General features: G+C 53.1%; 34 protein-coding genes and 1 pseudogene. 23 read left to right on the top strand and 12 right to left on the bottom strand.

The window, feature by feature from the left end; all coding sequences use genetic code 11:
- Position 1: 1 nt before the first annotated feature.
- From CPH80_RS08785 to CPH80_RS08810, 6 genes are read right to left on the bottom strand one after another with little or no spacing between them, the layout of a single operon-like run.
- A complete protein-coding gene (locus tag CPH80_RS08785; protein ID WP_096276991.1) occupies positions 2 to 235 on the bottom strand; it encodes a hypothetical protein in 234 nt (77 codons plus the stop codon).
- Entirely contained in the window at positions 225 to 524 is a 300-nt protein-coding gene (locus tag CPH80_RS08790) for a hypothetical protein (protein WP_096276993.1), read from the bottom strand. The genes CPH80_RS08785 and CPH80_RS08790 overlap by 11 nt, the downstream gene beginning before the upstream one ends.
- Complete coding sequence (locus CPH80_RS08795; protein ID WP_096276995.1) at positions 517 to 759, bottom strand: hypothetical protein; 243 nt, start codon at positions 757 to 759, stop codon at positions 517 to 519. The genes CPH80_RS08790 and CPH80_RS08795 overlap by 8 nt, the downstream gene beginning before the upstream one ends.
- Positions 752 to 946 carry a carbon storage regulator gene (locus CPH80_RS08800; protein ID WP_096276997.1) on the bottom strand — a complete coding sequence of 65 codons (195 nt, stop codon included), beginning with the start codon at positions 944 to 946 and terminating at the stop codon, positions 752 to 754. The genes CPH80_RS08795 and CPH80_RS08800 overlap by 8 nt, the downstream gene beginning before the upstream one ends.
- Positions 947 to 960: 14 nt before the next feature.
- Positions 961 to 1,161: a hypothetical protein gene (locus CPH80_RS08805; protein WP_096276998.1), complete on the bottom strand. Its 201-nt coding sequence runs from the start codon at positions 1,159 to 1,161 to the stop codon at positions 961 to 963.
- Between the two features lie 14 nt (positions 1,162 to 1,175).
- Positions 1,176 to 1,565, bottom strand: a complete 390-nt coding sequence (locus CPH80_RS08810) for a response regulator transcription factor (RefSeq protein ID WP_096277000.1) — start codon at positions 1,563 to 1,565, stop codon at positions 1,176 to 1,178.
- Positions 1,566 to 1,858: 293 nt separating this feature from the next.
- On the opposite strand from CPH80_RS08810, the gene CPH80_RS08815 reads away from it, so the two are divergent.
- Together CPH80_RS08815 and CPH80_RS08820 are read left to right on the top strand one after the other, a co-directional pair.
- Positions 1,859 to 2,140 carry a BrnT family toxin gene (locus tag CPH80_RS08815; RefSeq protein WP_197703625.1) on the top strand — a complete coding sequence of 94 codons (282 nt, stop codon included), beginning with the start codon at positions 1,859 to 1,861 and terminating at the stop codon, positions 2,138 to 2,140.
- A complete protein-coding gene (locus CPH80_RS08820) occupies positions 2,127 to 2,423 on the top strand; it encodes a BrnA antitoxin family protein (RefSeq protein ID WP_096277002.1) in 297 nt (98 codons plus the stop codon). Before CPH80_RS08815 ends, CPH80_RS08820 begins: the two co-directional genes overlap by 14 nt.
- 56 nt (positions 2,424 to 2,479) lie before the next feature.
- On the opposite strand, the gene CPH80_RS08825 is transcribed toward CPH80_RS08820, so the two are convergent.
- From CPH80_RS08825 to CPH80_RS08845, 5 genes are all read right to left on the bottom strand, one after another.
- Positions 2,480 to 2,911, bottom strand: coding sequence for a protein-export chaperone SecB (locus tag CPH80_RS08825; RefSeq protein WP_096277004.1), 432 nt, complete (start codon positions 2,909 to 2,911; stop codon positions 2,480 to 2,482).
- Positions 2,901 to 3,329, bottom strand: a complete 429-nt coding sequence (locus CPH80_RS08830) for a helix-turn-helix domain-containing protein (protein WP_096277006.1) — start codon at positions 3,327 to 3,329, stop codon at positions 2,901 to 2,903. Before CPH80_RS08830 ends, CPH80_RS08825 begins: the two co-directional genes overlap by 11 nt.
- 12 nt (positions 3,330 to 3,341) lie before the next feature.
- Positions 3,342 to 3,779 carry a type II toxin-antitoxin system RelE/ParE family toxin gene (locus CPH80_RS08835; RefSeq protein ID WP_096277008.1) on the bottom strand — a complete coding sequence of 146 codons (438 nt, stop codon included), beginning with the start codon at positions 3,777 to 3,779 and terminating at the stop codon, positions 3,342 to 3,344.
- Between the two features lie 212 nt (positions 3,780 to 3,991).
- Entirely contained in the window at positions 3,992 to 4,468 is a 477-nt protein-coding gene (locus CPH80_RS08840) for a hypothetical protein (RefSeq protein ID WP_096277010.1), read from the bottom strand.
- Between the two features lie 46 nt (positions 4,469 to 4,514).
- The gene (locus CPH80_RS08845) at positions 4,515 to 5,399 is read right to left on the bottom strand and encodes an XRE family transcriptional regulator (RefSeq protein ID WP_096277012.1); all 885 of its coding nucleotides are present in this window, start codon (positions 5,397 to 5,399) and stop codon (positions 4,515 to 4,517) included.
- Positions 5,400 to 5,504: 105 nt separating this feature from the next.
- On the opposite strand from CPH80_RS08845, the gene CPH80_RS08850 reads away from it, so the two are divergent.
- Positions 5,505 to 5,753, top strand: a complete 249-nt coding sequence (locus tag CPH80_RS08850) for a helix-turn-helix domain-containing protein (RefSeq protein WP_096277014.1) — start codon at positions 5,505 to 5,507, stop codon at positions 5,751 to 5,753.
- Positions 5,754 to 6,053: 300 nt separating this feature from the next.
- Positions 6,054 to 6,227, top strand: a pseudogene (locus tag CPH80_RS23320) (DNA translocase FtsK); the annotation flags it as partial.
- 215 nt (positions 6,228 to 6,442) lie between these two features.
- Here the strand turns inward: CPH80_RS23320 and CPH80_RS08860 are convergent.
- A complete protein-coding gene (locus CPH80_RS08860; protein WP_096277018.1) occupies positions 6,443 to 6,622 on the bottom strand; it encodes a hypothetical protein in 180 nt (59 codons plus the stop codon).
- Between the two features lie 141 nt (positions 6,623 to 6,763).
- Here CPH80_RS08860 and CPH80_RS08865 point away from each other — a divergent pair, with 141 nt between their 5' ends.
- From CPH80_RS08865 to CPH80_RS08950, 19 genes are all read left to right on the top strand, one after another.
- The gene (locus CPH80_RS08865; RefSeq protein ID WP_096277020.1) at positions 6,764 to 7,183 is read left to right on the top strand and encodes an endodeoxyribonuclease RusA; all 420 of its coding nucleotides are present in this window, start codon (positions 6,764 to 6,766) and stop codon (positions 7,181 to 7,183) included.
- On the top strand, positions 7,180 to 7,515 hold the full coding sequence (locus CPH80_RS08870; RefSeq protein ID WP_096277022.1) for a hypothetical protein: 336 nt from the start codon (positions 7,180 to 7,182) through the stop codon (positions 7,513 to 7,515). The genes CPH80_RS08865 and CPH80_RS08870 overlap by 4 nt, the downstream gene beginning before the upstream one ends.
- A 115-nt stretch (positions 7,516 to 7,630) precedes the next feature.
- Complete coding sequence (locus CPH80_RS08875; protein WP_096277024.1) at positions 7,631 to 8,392, top strand: hypothetical protein; 762 nt, start codon at positions 7,631 to 7,633, stop codon at positions 8,390 to 8,392.
- Positions 8,389 to 9,141 carry a Rha family transcriptional regulator gene (locus CPH80_RS08880; protein WP_096277025.1) on the top strand — a complete coding sequence of 251 codons (753 nt, stop codon included), beginning with the start codon at positions 8,389 to 8,391 and terminating at the stop codon, positions 9,139 to 9,141. The genes CPH80_RS08875 and CPH80_RS08880 overlap by 4 nt, the downstream gene beginning before the upstream one ends.
- Positions 9,138 to 9,527 (top strand): hypothetical protein, encoded by a 390-nt coding sequence (locus CPH80_RS08885; RefSeq protein WP_096277027.1) that lies wholly within the window; start codon positions 9,138 to 9,140, stop codon positions 9,525 to 9,527. The genes CPH80_RS08880 and CPH80_RS08885 overlap by 4 nt, the downstream gene beginning before the upstream one ends.
- A complete protein-coding gene (locus CPH80_RS08890; protein WP_096277029.1) occupies positions 9,509 to 10,384 on the top strand; it encodes a conserved phage C-terminal domain-containing protein in 876 nt (291 codons plus the stop codon). Before CPH80_RS08885 ends, CPH80_RS08890 begins: the two co-directional genes overlap by 19 nt.
- Positions 10,359 to 10,814 carry a hypothetical protein gene (locus CPH80_RS08895; protein ID WP_096277030.1) on the top strand — a complete coding sequence of 152 codons (456 nt, stop codon included), beginning with the start codon at positions 10,359 to 10,361 and terminating at the stop codon, positions 10,812 to 10,814. Before CPH80_RS08890 ends, CPH80_RS08895 begins: the two co-directional genes overlap by 26 nt.
- A 9-nt stretch (positions 10,815 to 10,823) precedes the next feature.
- Positions 10,824 to 11,408 carry a hypothetical protein gene (locus tag CPH80_RS08900; RefSeq protein ID WP_096277032.1) on the top strand — a complete coding sequence of 195 codons (585 nt, stop codon included), beginning with the start codon at positions 10,824 to 10,826 and terminating at the stop codon, positions 11,406 to 11,408.
- A gap of 8 nt (positions 11,409 to 11,416) precedes the next feature.
- The gene (locus CPH80_RS08905; protein WP_172898592.1) at positions 11,417 to 11,773 is read left to right on the top strand and encodes a hypothetical protein; all 357 of its coding nucleotides are present in this window, start codon (positions 11,417 to 11,419) and stop codon (positions 11,771 to 11,773) included.
- A complete protein-coding gene (locus CPH80_RS08910) occupies positions 11,770 to 12,081 on the top strand; it encodes a hypothetical protein (protein ID WP_096277036.1) in 312 nt (103 codons plus the stop codon). The genes CPH80_RS08905 and CPH80_RS08910 overlap by 4 nt, the downstream gene beginning before the upstream one ends.
- A 59-nt stretch (positions 12,082 to 12,140) precedes the next feature.
- Entirely contained in the window at positions 12,141 to 12,425 is a 285-nt protein-coding gene (locus tag CPH80_RS08915) for a hypothetical protein (RefSeq protein ID WP_227520420.1), read from the top strand.
- Complete coding sequence (locus CPH80_RS08920) at positions 12,422 to 12,640, top strand: hypothetical protein (RefSeq protein WP_096277040.1); 219 nt, start codon at positions 12,422 to 12,424, stop codon at positions 12,638 to 12,640. The genes CPH80_RS08915 and CPH80_RS08920 overlap by 4 nt, the downstream gene beginning before the upstream one ends.
- Positions 12,637 to 13,113 carry a dATP/dGTP diphosphohydrolase domain-containing protein gene (locus tag CPH80_RS21995; RefSeq protein ID WP_197703626.1) on the top strand — a complete coding sequence of 159 codons (477 nt, stop codon included), beginning with the start codon at positions 12,637 to 12,639 and terminating at the stop codon, positions 13,111 to 13,113. Before CPH80_RS08920 ends, CPH80_RS21995 begins: the two co-directional genes overlap by 4 nt.
- Before the next feature lie 19 nt (positions 13,114 to 13,132).
- Positions 13,133 to 13,369, top strand: a complete 237-nt coding sequence (locus CPH80_RS08930; protein ID WP_157746874.1) for a hypothetical protein — start codon at positions 13,133 to 13,135, stop codon at positions 13,367 to 13,369.
- The gene (locus CPH80_RS08935; protein ID WP_157746875.1) at positions 13,323 to 13,868 is read left to right on the top strand and encodes a hypothetical protein; all 546 of its coding nucleotides are present in this window, start codon (positions 13,323 to 13,325) and stop codon (positions 13,866 to 13,868) included. Before CPH80_RS08930 ends, CPH80_RS08935 begins: the two co-directional genes overlap by 47 nt.
- Positions 13,869 to 14,000: 132 nt before the next feature.
- Positions 14,001 to 14,381 (top strand): D-Ala-D-Ala carboxypeptidase family metallohydrolase, encoded by a 381-nt coding sequence (locus CPH80_RS08940; RefSeq protein ID WP_096277045.1) that lies wholly within the window; start codon positions 14,001 to 14,003, stop codon positions 14,379 to 14,381.
- Positions 14,381 to 14,653, top strand: coding sequence for a hypothetical protein (locus tag CPH80_RS08945; protein WP_096277047.1), 273 nt, complete (start codon positions 14,381 to 14,383; stop codon positions 14,651 to 14,653). Before CPH80_RS08940 ends, CPH80_RS08945 begins: the two co-directional genes overlap by 1 nt.
- Positions 14,637 to 14,867 carry a hypothetical protein gene (locus CPH80_RS21635; RefSeq protein ID WP_143752986.1) on the top strand — a complete coding sequence of 77 codons (231 nt, stop codon included), beginning with the start codon at positions 14,637 to 14,639 and terminating at the stop codon, positions 14,865 to 14,867. Before CPH80_RS08945 ends, CPH80_RS21635 begins: the two co-directional genes overlap by 17 nt.
- Complete coding sequence (locus CPH80_RS08950) at positions 14,864 to 15,238, top strand: hypothetical protein (protein ID WP_096277049.1); 375 nt, start codon at positions 14,864 to 14,866, stop codon at positions 15,236 to 15,238. The genes CPH80_RS21635 and CPH80_RS08950 overlap by 4 nt, the downstream gene beginning before the upstream one ends.
- Positions 15,239 to 15,277: the final 39 nt, after the last annotated feature.

A 15,277-nucleotide genomic window follows, 5' to 3' on the forward strand; every position in this document is an offset into this window, starting at 1 on the left:
CCTACTCCTTGTTCTCAAGCATCTTGGGAAGCGCGTACAGTGAGCCGTACTCCATGCGGTGCTTCTCAGCTTCCAGAACAACCCGGGCGTTGGAGACGATCTCCTTGCTCACGCTGGTAACCGACTGCGCCCGCTTCAGTTCTGTTTCCAGTGCATCGCCAGACAGGTCTGGATTATTCAAGCGCTCAAGCTGGCTAAACAGGGCTTCGTTAAGGTTGCTAAGGCTATTGGCCATGACTTTCTTCCTCCGTGGATTCGCTCTCAATTTGCTTCAGCAGCTCATCCGCATTGCGAATCGCTGCCTGGTAAGTGTTCAGGGGTGCACTGGCCATCTTCACCAGCCCGGTCAGATCCTTGAGCACCTGGTGCAGCTCATCTGCATGCCGCGCCTTGGCGGTTTCGAGCATCAAAGGCACCCGACGCAGTTTGTAGCGCTCCATCACCTCTCTAACATCTGTGCCGGGCGTGTAGGTGGTATAGATTTCTTCCTCTCCCGGCCAAACCAGTCCAAATGCATCAGCCATTAGCGTTCTCCCAACGATCAGCACCGTCGTAGTCGTTGCCACCCACGGCCACCCACTCGCTACCGCTCTCATCAACTGCAATGCAGTCGGGCACGTATGTGCATTCGCCCTCAAGGTCGCGGACCCACCCGGCAACCTTGTCGCCCAAGAAGATGACGAGGCCACGCGGATATCCCCACTCTGAGCGGAACTCGCGCGCCTTATTCATCCGTTCAATAACCGTCAAATCAGCCACGGCTCACCTCCTTCCCTGCTTTCTTGCGCAGGTAGATCTCTTCCCGGTCTACCGCGACCTCTCGGTTTGCAATCACACCTAGCCGCACCTGTGCACCGCTGTTCTCGATGACCACCACCTTGATGAGATCCCCAGACTGAGTTTCCATAACCAGGGCTTCACCAGGCCTGCGTGTTAAAATCAGCATTCCGCTCTCCCTGTTCAGGCTACACTTGGCCCTGTTGGTGCATTGATCGCCCGCGCTCTGGTTGGCATACGAACCACAGTGTTCTGACTGTCTTTGCGCTTAAACCGAAACCGGTTGCTCTCCACCAGAGTCATGTCGCACTTAACTTGTGCAGCGAACTGCATCAAAGAAATAACCGGTGTGTCGTCTGGAAGCTCGATCGTGATTGTTGCCATGACTGTTCTCCTGCTTATGCGTAGTTGCAGCGAATTTGTGTGCGACCTATCCGGCTGGCGGTCACAGGCGGTCGGGTACCGTTCACCGGGGAAGGCCGGCTTCTTAGGGCGGGCCCAGCGGAAAGCACCAACAGCGCCCAAGCCAGCATCCGGGCACGGAAAAGCCCCTGCATCCAACCTTGGCTGATGAGATCTACTCGACTGCTTGCGTGGAATTGATCTTTGGCTTCGTCCAGGTGCCAGCTAACGGTCTCTGGAGAGATGTGAAGTGCCCGCCCAATCTCTTTGGCGGTCATGCCGCGTGCGGCCCACATGACCACCTCGCCTCTGCGTGGTGGTAAAAGCGTGGTGTCCGCCAGCTCGACGAGCATTCTTGGATAAGTGGTTCTTGGTTTGCGGCTCATGATTCGACTCCCTGTTCGTTATCAATGAACAGACGATACAAATTTACTTGTATCTTTGTCAACAATTATATTTGTATTTCTATTAATTAATGATCTTAACCAACTCGATGTCTTGGAGACTGAGAACGCCCCGGCTCTTGGAGAGCGGTTCACTGCGGTTTACTAGGTGGGCGTCTATAGAGTTGATAGGGGTATGGATCATCAAGCTCTTGGAGAGCGGAAACGCCCGGTAGCTGGCACCCAACGCTTTACTTAGAGTTATAGATATTCGGCTTGGCCATCGCAATTACTGTATGTACAATAAACATATGGAAATTGAATTCGACCCCGCCAAAGATGACATCAACCTTGCGAAGCACGAGGTGTCCTTGTCTGAGGCTGAAAACATTGAATGGGAAACGCTGTGGGCACGCCCAGATGGGCGAAGGGAATACGAAGAGCTGCGAGAGGTAGGCTTTGCTTATATCGGGCTAAGGCTCTATTGCGTGGTCTATACCGATCGCGCAGAGGCACGCCGAATTATCAGCCTTCGTAAAGCCAATACACGGGAGATTAAACGCTATGCCGAAGCTTAAGCCAGGCACTATCTGGCCAACACATGAAGAAGACGCCGAGATCAACGCAGGCATTGCCGCCGATCCGGACACTTACGAGCTAACAGACGCTGAGTTTAAACGCTTGCGGCCGGTGGGAAGGCCCAAGGCCAAGGTAACCAAAGAGCGCATCACCATTCGCCTGTCACCGGAAGTGGTAGAGCAATTCCGCGCCACCGGTAGCGGCTGGCAGGGCCGAATGGATCGGGCGCTACAGGATTACCTTCGCAATCACAGCCAGTCTGATATTGAGCGGCTGGGGTGAGCTGGCGGATTCTTGCGGATAAGAAAAAGCCCGCTCGATAGCGGGCTTTAAGACGATTAATCATCTTTACTCGTTATAAAATCTATACCTTTTTGGCTAAAGTAACCTGTCGGGAGCGTAATGGCTCCAAATGGAGCCTTTCCCGTAATCGTGTGAAGGTAATCCCTTGCTCCCGAATACAGAATTCTTGCAGCATTTACTACTAAGCTAGGATATGCATGCTCAATATTTGAGAGGGAGTCCCCGTCTTCTAGCTCGACTTTGAACACTCCAAACACTTCAATATCAAACTCGTATGGATCTTCTTCTGTTACATCATCCTTATTGGTGACATTAAGAGATACAGCGATCTCAATATCATCTTCATCATAGATATGACTGACCAAAGTTTTCACAACCGGTGGCCGATCTATTTCGCTACTAGCGTTATCTCTATTGGCCCTGCAGTACGTCTCAGGAACGGTATAAGAGGATAATTCAAGCTGCATTTAACTCTTCGCCTTTTCCGTTAGTTTGGAGCCACTGATAAGTGTCATCCATATCAAAAACCAAGTTTTTGAATACTGACTCGGACTTTCCTGGCTTGCCAGCTGCCTTCTTCTTTCTAGCTACACCAAACCATGCGACACGTTCGTCGACCTCAGTAATATGGAAATGGATATGGCCACCAGTTGCGCGGGCGAGCTTGACCATGCTTTCAATCGTGAGGTTTTCGTCACCACGCATAACCTTAGATATATACGCGGGACTTGAATCTATATGGTTAGCTAAATCTTTATTCTTCATGCCGAGTCTACGGACGCGCTGATTGAGAGCCTTCACGAACTCAAGTTTCGCACTTTCAAACCAGTAGGTTTCTGAGCTGTGAATTTTCTCTTTCAGCTTTTTCAGCGCATTGATACCCATTAGAGCCTCCTATTAGTCATTTTCCGGTAACTCAACAAATTCGAGCTGACCTGATGACAAGTACTCGTTACGAAGCCTGACAGCTTTTTTGACTTCCTTTTTGTCAGCCTTCGTCGTGCTTTTCAAAAAACCATGTGAACAGATCACAATTCTTTTTTCACTGGTATAAAAATAGAGAACCCGGAGATCCCCTTTCTTTATTTGATATATCTTGTTTTCCTGGTCGACAAAGTGAGACTGATCGGTTGTGAGGGCATCGCTCCCAGATACAGAAAACATCTCTATAAGCTTATAGAGACCGACAGCTGAACCGTGATACTGCTTGCTATCTACGCACTCAGTCAGAAAGTCATTCAGCGAGCACTCCACTTTGCCCTTTCTGTCGGTAGCGGCCGCCGTTACTGTGTAGCGGTCACTTTCAATCTCTATTACCTTGATTTTGTCGATCACATCTTAACTCATAGGTTAACATTTTTCACAAAATGTATCGTTAAATTTTGTTGATGAGAGCCATAGTTCTAGGCTTACTCTGCGCCAACGCGGCTCGAAACCGGAGAAACATCTTATTTATTATGGTGTTGCTAGCGCAACACCGACCACCAGAACACCCGCCCGGTAATCCTGGTGCTATTCTCGCGCGGACCAATGCAAGCCTAGCGCCACTAGTTCAGATCTACACCGTTCAGGTAGACGTAGCCGGTCAGCACTCCGTCCTGAATCCTGTCAACCTTCCCTGAGAATCGAACAACATCCCCAGCAGACAATCGCAGCGCCTTGTCTTTTGAAACGCCCTCAAGAAAGTAATCTGTGAGCGTTTGTTTCTCGCCATCGCTAAGCGCGACGGTGTTACCCCAGGAGCCCGGCTTAACATCGGTGACGGTGCCCACCCAGTTAACACGCTTACCCACAAAATTGGATTTCTTCTCGGCTACCTGGGCAGACGTAAGTCGCGACAGGTACACCTCTTTCATCATCTCGTCATAGGTGGTGTTTACCGTCTGCCCTTGAAGGCCGGGTATTTTTAGTCCGCTCGTCACTAGTCCCAATGCACCAAGAACAACCAGCACTGTGATAAAAATCAACTTGGGCTTGCTGGACATGAGTTCGGCTTTCATGTCGCTGAAAGATTCATTCTTCACAATCAGAGCTCCCTCTCTTTAAATCGGTATTTTGAAAACGTTTAACCTATCTCAGCACCGACCACCAAAACACTCGCCCGATGATCCGGATGTTCTCTTCAGCCACTCTCTGGGCGGAAAAGTCTTCTGGTTCATGCTCGATGGCGTTCTGGCTCACGATCTTGATGCCGCCACCTGGTCGACGGTGCAGATACTTCACGCGAAGCATGCCGTCATGATCGATCGCGTAGATCTCGCCGTCTCGAACGGTGGTGTCACCGGTATTCACACCAACACAGGTACCGTTCGGCATAACAGGATCCATGCTGTTGCCACGGACAAACGCACACGCTGCGTTCTCCTTCATGACACCTGCCCTGGACAGCGTAGATTTTGCAAAGCGGAGTTTCGCGCCACGGTTCTCGACTACTTCGGTCTGGCCTGCGCCTGCTGCCAGCTCTACTTCTCTGAACAGCGGCAATTCAACCTCGTCATCATCCAGTGGTGTGTTGCTGTCCCAGGCATCCAGCCGGCCTACGAACTCCAGCTCATCGGTCTTGCCTTCGTTCGGGTGGCCAGCAACATCCTCTCTTTGCTCTGGAGACATCCGAGCCCACTGCTCGTCCATCTCCTTTGTGTGCTGCTTTTCCTCATACAACCGGACAACCTCTGAGTCGCTTAGGCTTTCTTGCCCTACATCTCTGATTTCCTTCGCCTGCATAGCGTCAACCATTTTGAAAATATCGAGCTCATGCCCTTTTCCAGTTAAAAGCCATCTTGCCGCTACACCAAGTGCTTCAGCTAATTCCAGTATGTATCGAGGACGCTTGACCAAACCATCCTCAAGTTGCTGGATACTCTGCTGTTTTACGCCAGTTTTCTTGGCCAGCTCTTGCTGGGTGAGCCCTAGTTGTTTACGACACCTGAGCACTCTATCTTTAATTTCGTTCATACAAATAATCTTGTCGCATTGCTAATCAAATTTCATTGTTAATTTAGTGCCACTGATCAAATTTCACTGTTGATTTAATACAAGCAATTTTGTATTCTCGGGCTTATGGAAACTTCTCTCGATCTCGCAATTAAATATATGGGCGGCCAATCAGCACTCGCTGCAGAGATAGGCGTAAAACAGGCCCATGTCTGGAACTGGCTCAATCGGCAGGGCAGGAAGGCACCAGCTAATAGAGTTCTTGCCATCTCTGCAGCTACTGGCTGGCGGATAACCCCGCACGAACTCCGTCCCGACATCTACCCAAACCCAACTGACGGCCTGCCCGCAGCGAAATCTGGAGCGGCTGCTTGATGATTTCCATTAAACCACTTCCGCCCAGCTCAGATACCGAGTTAACCGGTGGTGGATATCTATACAGGGGTTTGCACCGCGCTTGTAAGGCAGTGGGTGTCCGGGAGGGCTTTGCTCCCATAACCAAGGTGACTTGGCAGGTCTCCCCAGGCTTGCGTGTCAGGTAGAGCCCTCCACGGATGCTTACAGCATCAAGGCAATGACATTTGCAGCAGTAGTCCTGGGCCATGACAGCAAACTGGCCTGACATTCAAACAAGGGAGGACTGGCATGAATCAGGATCACGAAGAAACAAGGGCTGACCCGCTCTATAGCGCGACAGTGGCATTCGTTGCAGAAGAGCAGCGCATTTCAATAAGCCAGATTCAGCGCCATCACAAAATCGGATACAACCGTGCGGCCAACTTAGTTGATGCCATGGAAGAAGCTGGCGTGGTGACAAAGGCAGGCCACAACGGCGCCAGAGGGGTGCTAATTACGGAGTCAGGAAAGATGCCGGAAATTGCAGAAGCAAAAGACACCAAAAAAGCTGAAGTCCCAGAGAAGCTATACAACGACGAGCTGTGCTGGCGGATGGAGAAGGTCGTTCAGTTTGCCGCAGCGGCCGGGTTTACTTTAAGCGAGGCCGCCTGCGAGCTAAACAAGGCCCTGCAATTGCTCAAGGACGGAACAACGCAGAGCCCTGGCTCTTAGTCCTTCTCTAAATTATTGCGGGCGTTAAGAACGGTATTGAAGATGATTTGAAAGTTCTTTGCCGCTTCTGCGGGAGTGGACATCAGGCGCTTTTGCGCAATATCACCAGGGTTTTGCATTGCCGCAATCAGGATGTCAGCGGCAATGCGTTCAGGGGAATCAGTTTGAGCGGCCATGGGGCCCTCCTTTTTCAGAGTTGGTTTGTGTTGCAGCAGTCAGCTTAGCAGAAGGCAGGGCCCCACCTTTAGGTCGAAAGGGCAATATCAGTAAAACGTGACATGTCACGAAATGCATTAAAGCAGTAAACGGAGCAGGTAATGCCAGAGAAATTCGAAATCGCCCTGCCCTGGCCTAGCAAAGCGATGAGCTCAAACGCCCGGGGGCACTGGGCCAAGAAGGCCACCGCCGCTCACAAATATCGTTACCACTGCAAAATGCTTTCACTGGAAACCATCCAGGCTGGCAAATGGGACGTGCAGACACTTCGAGACATGGTAGCTGGCGGTGCTGAATTGCATGTTGCCATCGACTTCTATCCACCCGATCGCCGCCGGCGCGATGACAACAATCTGCCGGGTTTGTTCAAAAGCGGGCTGGATGGTGTTGCTGATGCTTTGGGCATCGATGACCACTTATTCCGCACACGTCCCTTCCTGCACCGCGATCAAATCGTCAACGGTGGCGAGGTGCGCGTGGTTATAACCGTGAAAGGCCCAACACCCGGAGATTCAGAATGAGCATGATCGTTAACCCAAAAACCCTGAGCTGGGCGGCTTCCACCACCAACGTGGACGGCACGCCGATTACTTATGAGCTCGAGTACGAGGTTGGCTTGCAGGCTGGCAGTGGGCCTTTCGAGCGGATCATGACGATCCCGGGAAGCCTGCGCAGTGATGAGCGTTACGAGGCGCCAATTGCGGACATACAGCTTCCGCCTGGCAAGTATGTGATGGCCTTGCGGTCATTCGCTAAGGAAGACCCAGAGCGTGTGTCTGAGTGGTCTGAGCCAGTGACGTTTGCGATCAGCGATGAGATCCCGAACGCCCCTTTGGAATTGCGGGTTACCTGAAGCGCTTTTGGCGCTGGTTGGTGGCCCTGATTAAGAAGTGATGTTCCATAAACGAGAAAACCCGCCTTCAAACGGTGCAGCAAACACCTCGGCGGGTAATCAGAGAGAGATTTATATGAACGAAAAACAGATTAGCACAATAATTTCGAAATTTAAATCAGGTATGTCGCAGCGCAAAATTTCCAAAGAGGTTAGGCGCTCGGGGGCTCGCATTGGGCAAATATTAAGGGCGCGAGGCATTCATGCAGCTGATGGCGGGCGGTCCATCAGCAAGAAGATTAGAGATAAGCGAGAAGCCGACCTGCTAGATCAGCGGTTTTTAGAGACTCGCGGCTGCACATTTGCGCAATACAGATCTGTCATCAATCTCGGTGACGGCAGCGGCTCCGTGATGGTTGCATACACCACGCAAATGAACCATGCCAACTCTCGTGGCGTGGAATGGAGGCTAAATTTTTGGGACTGGTGGAGTATCTGGCAAGACTCAGGCCGCTGGAATCAGCGCGGCAAGGGCGCTGGCAGGTATTGCATGTGTCGGTTTGGCGATTCCGGCGCTTACGAAAATGGCAACGTCTACATAGATACCATCGTTAACAACTCTGTTTTAGGCAGGACTTTGGCACATAAGCGCGGAGTAAAAAACACTCTTATGTATCGCTTTGTTCGCTCTTGTGGCGGGCGAAAGATCGTCGCAGAGGTAGCGTCAGTATCTCCTGTATATGTATCCATACTTTCTGGGCAGAACACGATCCCTGCCGCCTGGTTCAGAGATGGGAGAGTAGAGAAGTTAATTGAGATTTCCGGCAAGGAATTTTCCGCAACAGAGCTTCTGAGCTGCGTGAACGACAGTGCGCTTGCGCGGAGACTTTCCGCATGAAGCGCCTCCTAACGATCAGCAACGACGAAATGACAATGAGCAGCCGCGAAATAGCGGAGCTCACAGGTAAGCAGCACAAGCACGTTATTCGCGACATCAAGACAATGCTTGATGCATTGGGGGATGGCTCAGATCTGGACCATGTCCGTGAAGAGAGGGATCGCCGGGACTACACCTCTTGCATCCACCTAAACAAAGAACTGACCGAGACTCTGGTTACTGGATACAGCATCCCGCTTCGGCACAAAGTTATAAAGCGCCTGCACCAGCTTGAGAATGAGCTTAAGGGTAATCGTGGCTTGCCGGCGTGGATTCAGAATCTAAGCCCGCAAGCTCTGACAGTCATTGAGGATCAGAGCAGCACTATCCAGCACCTGCAGTCTGAAACGAAGCGGCTGAACACTGTCTGCAATGATCTAGCCGCAAACCTGAAAGACGGCCTCACCCCGGTTGAGTTTTGCCGGATGCTCAACGGTGTGCATTTGAATCGCGTTCAGTCTGACCTGGTAGAGCGCAAGCGCCTTCTGAAAACCGAACATGGTTACCGAACCCCTGCGGCCTATCGCGGTGATCTTTTCATTGAGCGCCGCCACTTCAATAAAGAAGGCCGGCTCTGCGAGAAGGTTGTTCTGACCCAGAAGGGCGCTAAATGGCTTTATGCCGAATACGAGAAAGGTCGCCTGACCATGAGGAAAGACTGGGATGGCAGCTGCAGCCATCTGGCGTTTGAGAGCGGAGCGGCGGCATGACCATTCAGCATTCAAAGCCTCAATTCGAGAGATCCCAGCTCCTGCTGCAGCTGGCTGAAGAAGCCGCAGCGTTTATGGCGGCGAAAGAGCGTGTGCGCAAAGCCCGTGTTGACTACCAGGTCTGTCGTGACCAGTTCCTCCAGGACAACCCAGTTGGTGAGCGCAAGTGGCATGAGGTGACCGAGGCCAAGGCCTTCCAGTTCGCCACCGGCAAACCATACAGGGAGCTGCGTAACGCCCGCCAAGAGCAGTACAACGCCGAGAGACGCATGGGGCGGAGGTTCAACAAGCTGAATGCTGGCCCGACCAATTTAGACAACTTGCAGACTCAGCGCCGCTCCTGCAATTCAAAAAAGGGGGTGAGCGCGTGCAGTTCACATTGCTAGTCGATCAGCAGGCGTCGCTGGAGTGGGAATTAAACACTCAGCAGGCGATTCTGTTTTCTTTTGTCCACCAGCTCCCGACCTGGGCCGGCCATGTAAATAAAAACGGAGATATCTTCTATGCGATCAGCAAGCAGAAGATTGTCGACGAGCTGCCCATTCTTACAGACAAACCAGACACTGCTTACAGGCTGCTACGCCAGCTTCAGGAAAAGGGCGTTGTGGAGCTATCCAGCACATCAAAAATCACACTGGTGAGGATTACCAAAAAGGGTAAGCGCTGGAATATGAAGGAAGAGAAAGCGGCAGCTCATGCCCATAAGTCCGCCAGCACTACCTCGGAAAAATATCCGATCAAGGGCGGAGAAATATCCGACCAACCTCGGAAAAATATCCGACAGACCTCGGATAAATCTCCGACAAATCAGTGTACCAGTAATCAAGTTACCAGAGATCCTAAAGACTCTGTCGGGCAACCCGACTTTGCGGCTGATGCAATTGCGTATCTGAATCTCAAAGCGGGTCGCAACTTCAAGTCCGTCCCCAGCAGCACAAAGCTGATCCACGCAAGATCGAAGGAAGGCGCCACGCTGGCGGACTTCAAAGCGGTGATCGATCGCAAGTGTGCGGAGTGGCTAGGCGACCAAAACCGCGAGCAGTACCTGCGGCCAGCCACTTTGTTCAACGCAGAGAAGTTTAATAATTACCTTGGCCAGCTAGGCGCTCCCATGCCAGCGGCAAACAGCAACGGACAGCGTAACGGTGACGGCAATGCAGAAAATTGGACAAGTAGTGGACATTCTGACAGCGAGCTCACGCGGCAGCTCACCGACCTTGAATACGCAAGGGACAATTTCTAATGCGCCAAAATTCACCCGCGAACAGCTCGACAAAACCAATGCGTTCTTTGCGCGCATCGTCACGATCTACGGTCAGGGCCGAGCCAAAACACTCTGGGGCAACTCCAGCGAACAGCTTAAGGTTATGCGCCGTGAATGGGCCAGCACCATCAGCAAGCTCTCTCTCGATGACATGGAAGCCCTATTTGGAAAACTTAAGAAGCGCCTTGCTGCTGGCGATCCTGACTACAAGTGGCCCGAAATCCCTCGAATGCTCGCCTTGCTCAATGAGCAGAAGCGCAAAGCAGCGTACCAGGTGTTCCAACCCGGCCAGCCCGAACCGGCGTGGCGTAGCGCACAGCGCCGAGTCGTTGGCCGCATCGCCAGCCAGACCGCTATCGCCGTCCTGCATGGTGGCGCCTGTTTCATCGAAGACCGCCCGGGCCATTGAGGAACCAGCATGAGCATTAATATTGAGCGTTTAAAAATAGATCCAAGGTATTGGAAGTTGTGTGGCTCGCCAGATGATGCAACTCATTGCGCGGTTCACGAATTAGGGAAAACTTGGTTCAAGATCGATGAGGGCGGCCTTCCAATGCTTTGGCACATGAGGTTTTCGGAGTGGCGAGAGGGCTTTAAGGCTGATCCGCCGGTGCGACTTATTCCGCGCCCAGAGAAGTCCGCCCTTCGTGAATGGGATGCCCCCGGCGTGCCCCCGGTGGGGGTGGAGTGTGAGTTCCGCATAGGTGGTGGGAACACAAAGTGGTACTCATGCACAGTGAGATATGTGCTGACCGGGTTTAGTCACGAGGATGCAGACGGATGGAGAGCGGTAGTCTGGTGTCCGCACCTAGGAAAAGATCAGGTCGCACACTTGCCCCGCTTTGAATTCCGCCCAATCCGCATGCCAGAGCAGTGCGAGTGTGATGAGGTTGTTGAAGCGGCGCTGTCGATGGACTGCCGCCCGTCAGATGGGATGCTAAGTCGAACCGACTTCTGCCGGGCCCTATACGGCGCCGGCATGTTGCGGAGGCCAGAAAAGTGACAGACCAGATGGCAAAACTGAGAGCCCGCGAAGCGGCCAAGGATTACATGCTTGGGGCAAAACTGCGCATCCAGGCCGAAGAGCTCTCTGATAAGTCGCTCGCCAAGAAGTTCACCCGCAATGAAGCGACGATCAAAAGAGTGAAGCTGAACATGCCTGTGCGCGTGCTGGACAAGGAAGATCAAGACCTTATCCGCCTGTGCATCAGGGAGAAGGACAGACTAGACCGCAGGTTGGGCAGCCTGACAAAGGCCTGCCTAGCCGTTCAGTACCAGGTAACCACGGACGCTATCAGCCTAGAGCTAGATTTTGCGGGTTTTGAGAGCCCGAAGGCCAAGCGCAAGAAGAAGGTTTCAGCTGCATGAGGAAGCGTTCAGGGCCATCACTCCGAAAAGAGAAGCGACCCCTGAAGCGCTGCCCCGAATGCAACGGCCGGGGTGTTGTGAAGCCGATGTTCTACGAACTGGACTGCGACCACTGCCATAGATCCGGGCTTGTCGACAAGGAAACCGGCGAGGGTATGCCAATGGATGTGCTGGTGCAGCAGTTGTGCTTACTCCTGAACGAACGTGAGCAGGAGCTGGCGGAGTTGAGAGCGAAGCTTATGAACCTGACAGGCAGAGAAAAGGCCAATAGTCGTGGCGCTGGCGGCTCACATTACCGGGGAGATTGATAATGCTTGCGCGCAAAACGCCGCTGAAAACCAGAACCCAGCTGAAGGCGAGGGCTCCTATGAAAAAGAGATCAAGCCGAAAGCCCCGTGCGGGTGACAATCGGAACTACCTGGACTGGGTTAAAACTCAGCCGTGCGCCATGTGCCAAAGGCCAGCAGATGATCCACACCACATTATCGGCGTCGGTCTGGGTGGCATGGGCATGACAGCGCCCGACCTGTTAGCAATGCCGCTATGCCGGGAGCACCACAACGAGATCCACATAAGCCCTGAACTCTGGCCTCAGCAGTTTGAGTGGGTAGTCAGAACGATCGCGAGAGCAGTAAGCGAGGGGGCGGTGTGAAGACCCTTCCGTATGACGTATCACGCTGCGCTGCCCGCTTCGCTTTTACCGATGAATTCGACGAGTGGCGCCTTGAGCGTCACACCTGCCAGCGTTTCTTAGCGCTCACCGAGTGGGACAGAGAGGCCGGCATTCCGGATTACCAGGGCATTCCTGTTTCCATGGGCAGCGCTGACTGCAAAAACAAGATTGAAATCGTAGAGGTATCGGCATGAGCTTTGACGAGGATCGGATAGACGCGATAGGCCAGAACGGTAATGACGGAGAGCACTACAAGGGCGCGCGGTTCAATTGCGGCCACAATCGCCAAATGGCTCCCGGCCAACTGCTCGAAGACGAATGCATGGTGCCAAATTGTCTTGGACAGTACGTGGGGGTCGATCCTTCCCTCGACAGCCCGGGCGTCAAATACGACACCGACAAGCCCATGATGGATCTGATACCCCCGGTGATGGAGTTGGAGATTGCTCACGTGCTGACGTTCGGGGCCGCAAAGTATGGCCCTGATAACTGGCGCCATGTGCCAGATCTTAGGCGCCGGTACATAGCAGCAGCCAAACGGCACATCAACGCACTGCAGCAGGGCATCGAGCGAAACGAAGAAACCGGCCTGCATCATGCCGCACATGCCGCGTGCTGCTTGATGTTTTTGGGCGAGGTGGATCTGGTGAAGCCGGTTGAGGCCTGAGCACATAGCGGCAAACCAATTGATCGATATCGCCCTCACCGGTGACCGGGAGGCATATCGGGCAGAGTTGGACAGGATCGAGGCGCAGAACACACCGGTAGCTTATGACAACATCGTGCAGCTGGCGGCAAGACAGTATCGAATGCAGATAGATGATTGCAGGTATACCGGCTGGCGGGCCGACTGGGTAAACGAGAGACGGGGTGAGAATGAGCGCAACCAAGGCGGTGTATCTAATGGCAAGACTGACGACTAAAGGCGTTCCACACGGCGCATCATTCGGCGGCATACCTGAGTTGAGCCGCACAGACATTGCAGCGGCCTGCACTCGCCTTCAGCCCCTACACTTCCATCTGATAATGGCAAAGTATTGCGACGACGTGCGCAGCGCTATACAGGCTCTCGGGGAGCTTCAGGAGGAAATGTGCTATCAGGATAGCTTGTGGGCAGATATGGAGCCGATGCGCAGGAGCTACGTTGCTGCGGCAATGATCGAAGAGTTCGTGGGCGCGAAGAAGTGCCGGAAGTGCAAAGGGAGCGGCGAGACGAAAGAAGCGGCAAAAATTGTTGAGTGCAGCTCGTGCGGCGGCAATGGTAATCGACTGGTATCAGAGGCCTCAAGGGCTAGGGCGTGCGAAATACCAAAATCTACCTTCCGGGATAATCGGATGATGCGTCCATACGAGGGCATGATGATTTGGCTTTCGGATATTGAGGCGAGAGCCCTTGAGCGGATAAGCCGGAAGGCGTCGTAATTGTAAGGCAATTCGATTGTTGACTGTCCGTCCGGTAAATGGTCTAATTTCCCCAGTATCGAAAACCACCTACAAAAACCGCCCTCCCACCAGAGCTGGCGGTTTTTTTGTGCCCGAAACTCAGGATTCCTCATGAACTGGCAGAGCTTCCCGAACTTTAGTGCGACTGAATTTCAGTGCAAGCACACAGGGAAGCTGCGCATGGACGATATGTTCATGGCTCGACTGCAAGCGCTTCGCACCGACTACGGCAAGCCCATGGTTATCAGTAGCGGCTACCGCGACGCCACACACCCCATTGAAGCAAAGAAGGTTGAGCCAGGCGCGCACAGCACCGGCCATGCCTGTGATGTTGCTGTACGTGGTGGTGATGCTATTGAGTTGATCGCGCTAGCAGTCAAGCACGGCTTTACTGGCATTGGCGTTCAGCAGAAGGGCAGTGGGCGCTTCATTCACCTTGACGACCTCTCACACTCGCAAGGCCATTTGCGCCCGTGGGTGTGGAGTTACTAATGGCGGATGATGTGAACGACCGCCGGGGCTGGCATGTAGATAAAGGAATTGGTGTGGCGCACATAATCACCACACTAATGCTAATTGTTACAGCGCTCTGGTATATCGCTGGGCAGGACAGGCGCATCGCTGTACTGGAGCTTGGAGTTAATTACCTTCAGCAGTCCCGCATCAACGACCAAAGCCGCACTGAAAAGAAGTTCGATGAGCTAAAGACAGACCTGCGCACGATCAACTCAAAGCTGGATCGGCTGATTGAAAGTGACCGATAGCCACCCTAACCCCGGCCAATGGTGGTATCACAGGCGATTGATGGCTTATATCTGCCTGGCCTCGATCCTCGTAAGCCTGCTTTGTGCGCTAACCGGAACCATCCCTGAGCCAATGTTGCCGTTGGTTGAGGGATTGTGCTGGATTCTCGGCTTCATCGTTGCGGCCTACTACACCAACAACGCGCTTGAGGCGTTCGCCAAGGTGCGCAAATGATCCCCTACGCCAAGCCAGCAATCGCACTTATCGCAGTAGCCGGCCTAACCGCAGGCGGCTGGATGGCGCGAGGCTGGTTTGAAGACAGCAAGGAGCTGATCGCAGTCACTGCCCAGCAAGCCCTTGCAGATGAGATAAGAGCAGGCCAGGCCGAAGTATCAAAGATGGTTGAGCGGCGACTCAGTCAACTCACAGCAAGCGAGAGAGTTATAGACCGGGGGATTATCCGTGAGATCGAAAAGCCCGTTTATACAAACGTGTGCATTCCTCCCGATGATCCTGCTTTCCGGCTGCTTAACGATATTGCCTCGGGAGCCTTTGCCCGCAAACCTGACTACCAAGTGCCCTCAAGCCCTGCCGAGCCTGACTGACGGAACTGGCAAGGATGTCGTGCTAACCATGCGCGAGTG

Source organism: Marinobacter sp. LV10R510-11A (assembly GCF_900215155.1).
In the GTDB taxonomy this organism is placed as follows: Bacteria; Pseudomonadota; Gammaproteobacteria; order Pseudomonadales; family Oleiphilaceae; genus Marinobacter.

Coding starts and splice junctions, on each gene's coding strand:
- CPH80_RS08785 (WP_096276991.1), bottom strand. CDS start 235: ATGGCCAATAGCCTTAGCAACCTTAACGAAGCCCTGTTTAGCCAGCTT.
- CPH80_RS08790 (WP_096276993.1), bottom strand. CDS start 524: ATGGCTGATGCATTTGGACTGGTTTGGCCGGGAGAGGAAGAAATCTAT.
- CPH80_RS08800 (WP_096276997.1), bottom strand. CDS start 946: ATGCTGATTTTAACACGCAGGCCTGGTGAAGCCCTGGTTATGGAAACT.
- CPH80_RS08805 (WP_096276998.1), bottom strand. CDS start 1,161: ATGGCAACAATCACGATCGAGCTTCCAGACGACACACCGGTTATTTCT.
- CPH80_RS08810 (WP_096277000.1), bottom strand. CDS start 1,565: ATGAGCCGCAAACCAAGAACCACTTATCCAAGAATGCTCGTCGAGCTG.
- CPH80_RS08815 (WP_197703625.1), top strand. CDS start 1,859: ATGTACAATAAACATATGGAAATTGAATTCGACCCCGCCAAAGATGAC.
- CPH80_RS08820 (WP_096277002.1), top strand. CDS start 2,127: ATGCCGAAGCTTAAGCCAGGCACTATCTGGCCAACACATGAAGAAGAC.
- CPH80_RS08825 (WP_096277004.1), bottom strand. CDS start 2,911: ATGCAGCTTGAATTATCCTCTTATACCGTTCCTGAGACGTACTGCAGG.
- CPH80_RS08830 (WP_096277006.1), bottom strand. CDS start 3,329: ATGGGTATCAATGCGCTGAAAAAGCTGAAAGAGAAAATTCACAGCTCA.
- CPH80_RS08845 (WP_096277012.1), bottom strand. CDS start 5,399: ATGAACGAAATTAAAGATAGAGTGCTCAGGTGTCGTAAACAACTAGGG.
- CPH80_RS08850 (WP_096277014.1), top strand. CDS start 5,505: ATGGAAACTTCTCTCGATCTCGCAATTAAATATATGGGCGGCCAATCA.
- CPH80_RS08860 (WP_096277018.1), bottom strand. CDS start 6,622: ATGGCCGCTCAAACTGATTCCCCTGAACGCATTGCCGCTGACATCCTG.
- CPH80_RS08865 (WP_096277020.1), top strand. CDS start 6,764: ATGCCAGAGAAATTCGAAATCGCCCTGCCCTGGCCTAGCAAAGCGATG.
- CPH80_RS08870 (WP_096277022.1), top strand. CDS start 7,180: ATGAGCATGATCGTTAACCCAAAAACCCTGAGCTGGGCGGCTTCCACC.
- CPH80_RS08875 (WP_096277024.1), top strand. CDS start 7,631: ATGAACGAAAAACAGATTAGCACAATAATTTCGAAATTTAAATCAGGT.
- CPH80_RS08880 (WP_096277025.1), top strand. CDS start 8,389: ATGAAGCGCCTCCTAACGATCAGCAACGACGAAATGACAATGAGCAGC.
- CPH80_RS08885 (WP_096277027.1), top strand. CDS start 9,138: ATGACCATTCAGCATTCAAAGCCTCAATTCGAGAGATCCCAGCTCCTG.
- CPH80_RS08900 (WP_096277032.1), top strand. CDS start 10,824: ATGAGCATTAATATTGAGCGTTTAAAAATAGATCCAAGGTATTGGAAG.
- CPH80_RS08905 (WP_172898592.1), top strand. CDS start 11,417: ATGGCAAAACTGAGAGCCCGCGAAGCGGCCAAGGATTACATGCTTGGG.
- CPH80_RS08910 (WP_096277036.1), top strand. CDS start 11,770: ATGAGGAAGCGTTCAGGGCCATCACTCCGAAAAGAGAAGCGACCCCTG.
- CPH80_RS08915 (WP_227520420.1), top strand. CDS start 12,141: ATGAAAAAGAGATCAAGCCGAAAGCCCCGTGCGGGTGACAATCGGAAC.
- CPH80_RS21995 (WP_197703626.1), top strand. CDS start 12,637: ATGAGCTTTGACGAGGATCGGATAGACGCGATAGGCCAGAACGGTAAT.
- CPH80_RS08935 (WP_157746875.1), top strand. CDS start 13,323: ATGAGCGCAACCAAGGCGGTGTATCTAATGGCAAGACTGACGACTAAA.
- CPH80_RS08940 (WP_096277045.1), top strand. CDS start 14,001: ATGAACTGGCAGAGCTTCCCGAACTTTAGTGCGACTGAATTTCAGTGC.
- CPH80_RS08945 (WP_096277047.1), top strand. CDS start 14,381: ATGGCGGATGATGTGAACGACCGCCGGGGCTGGCATGTAGATAAAGGA.
- CPH80_RS08950 (WP_096277049.1), top strand. CDS start 14,864: ATGATCCCCTACGCCAAGCCAGCAATCGCACTTATCGCAGTAGCCGGC.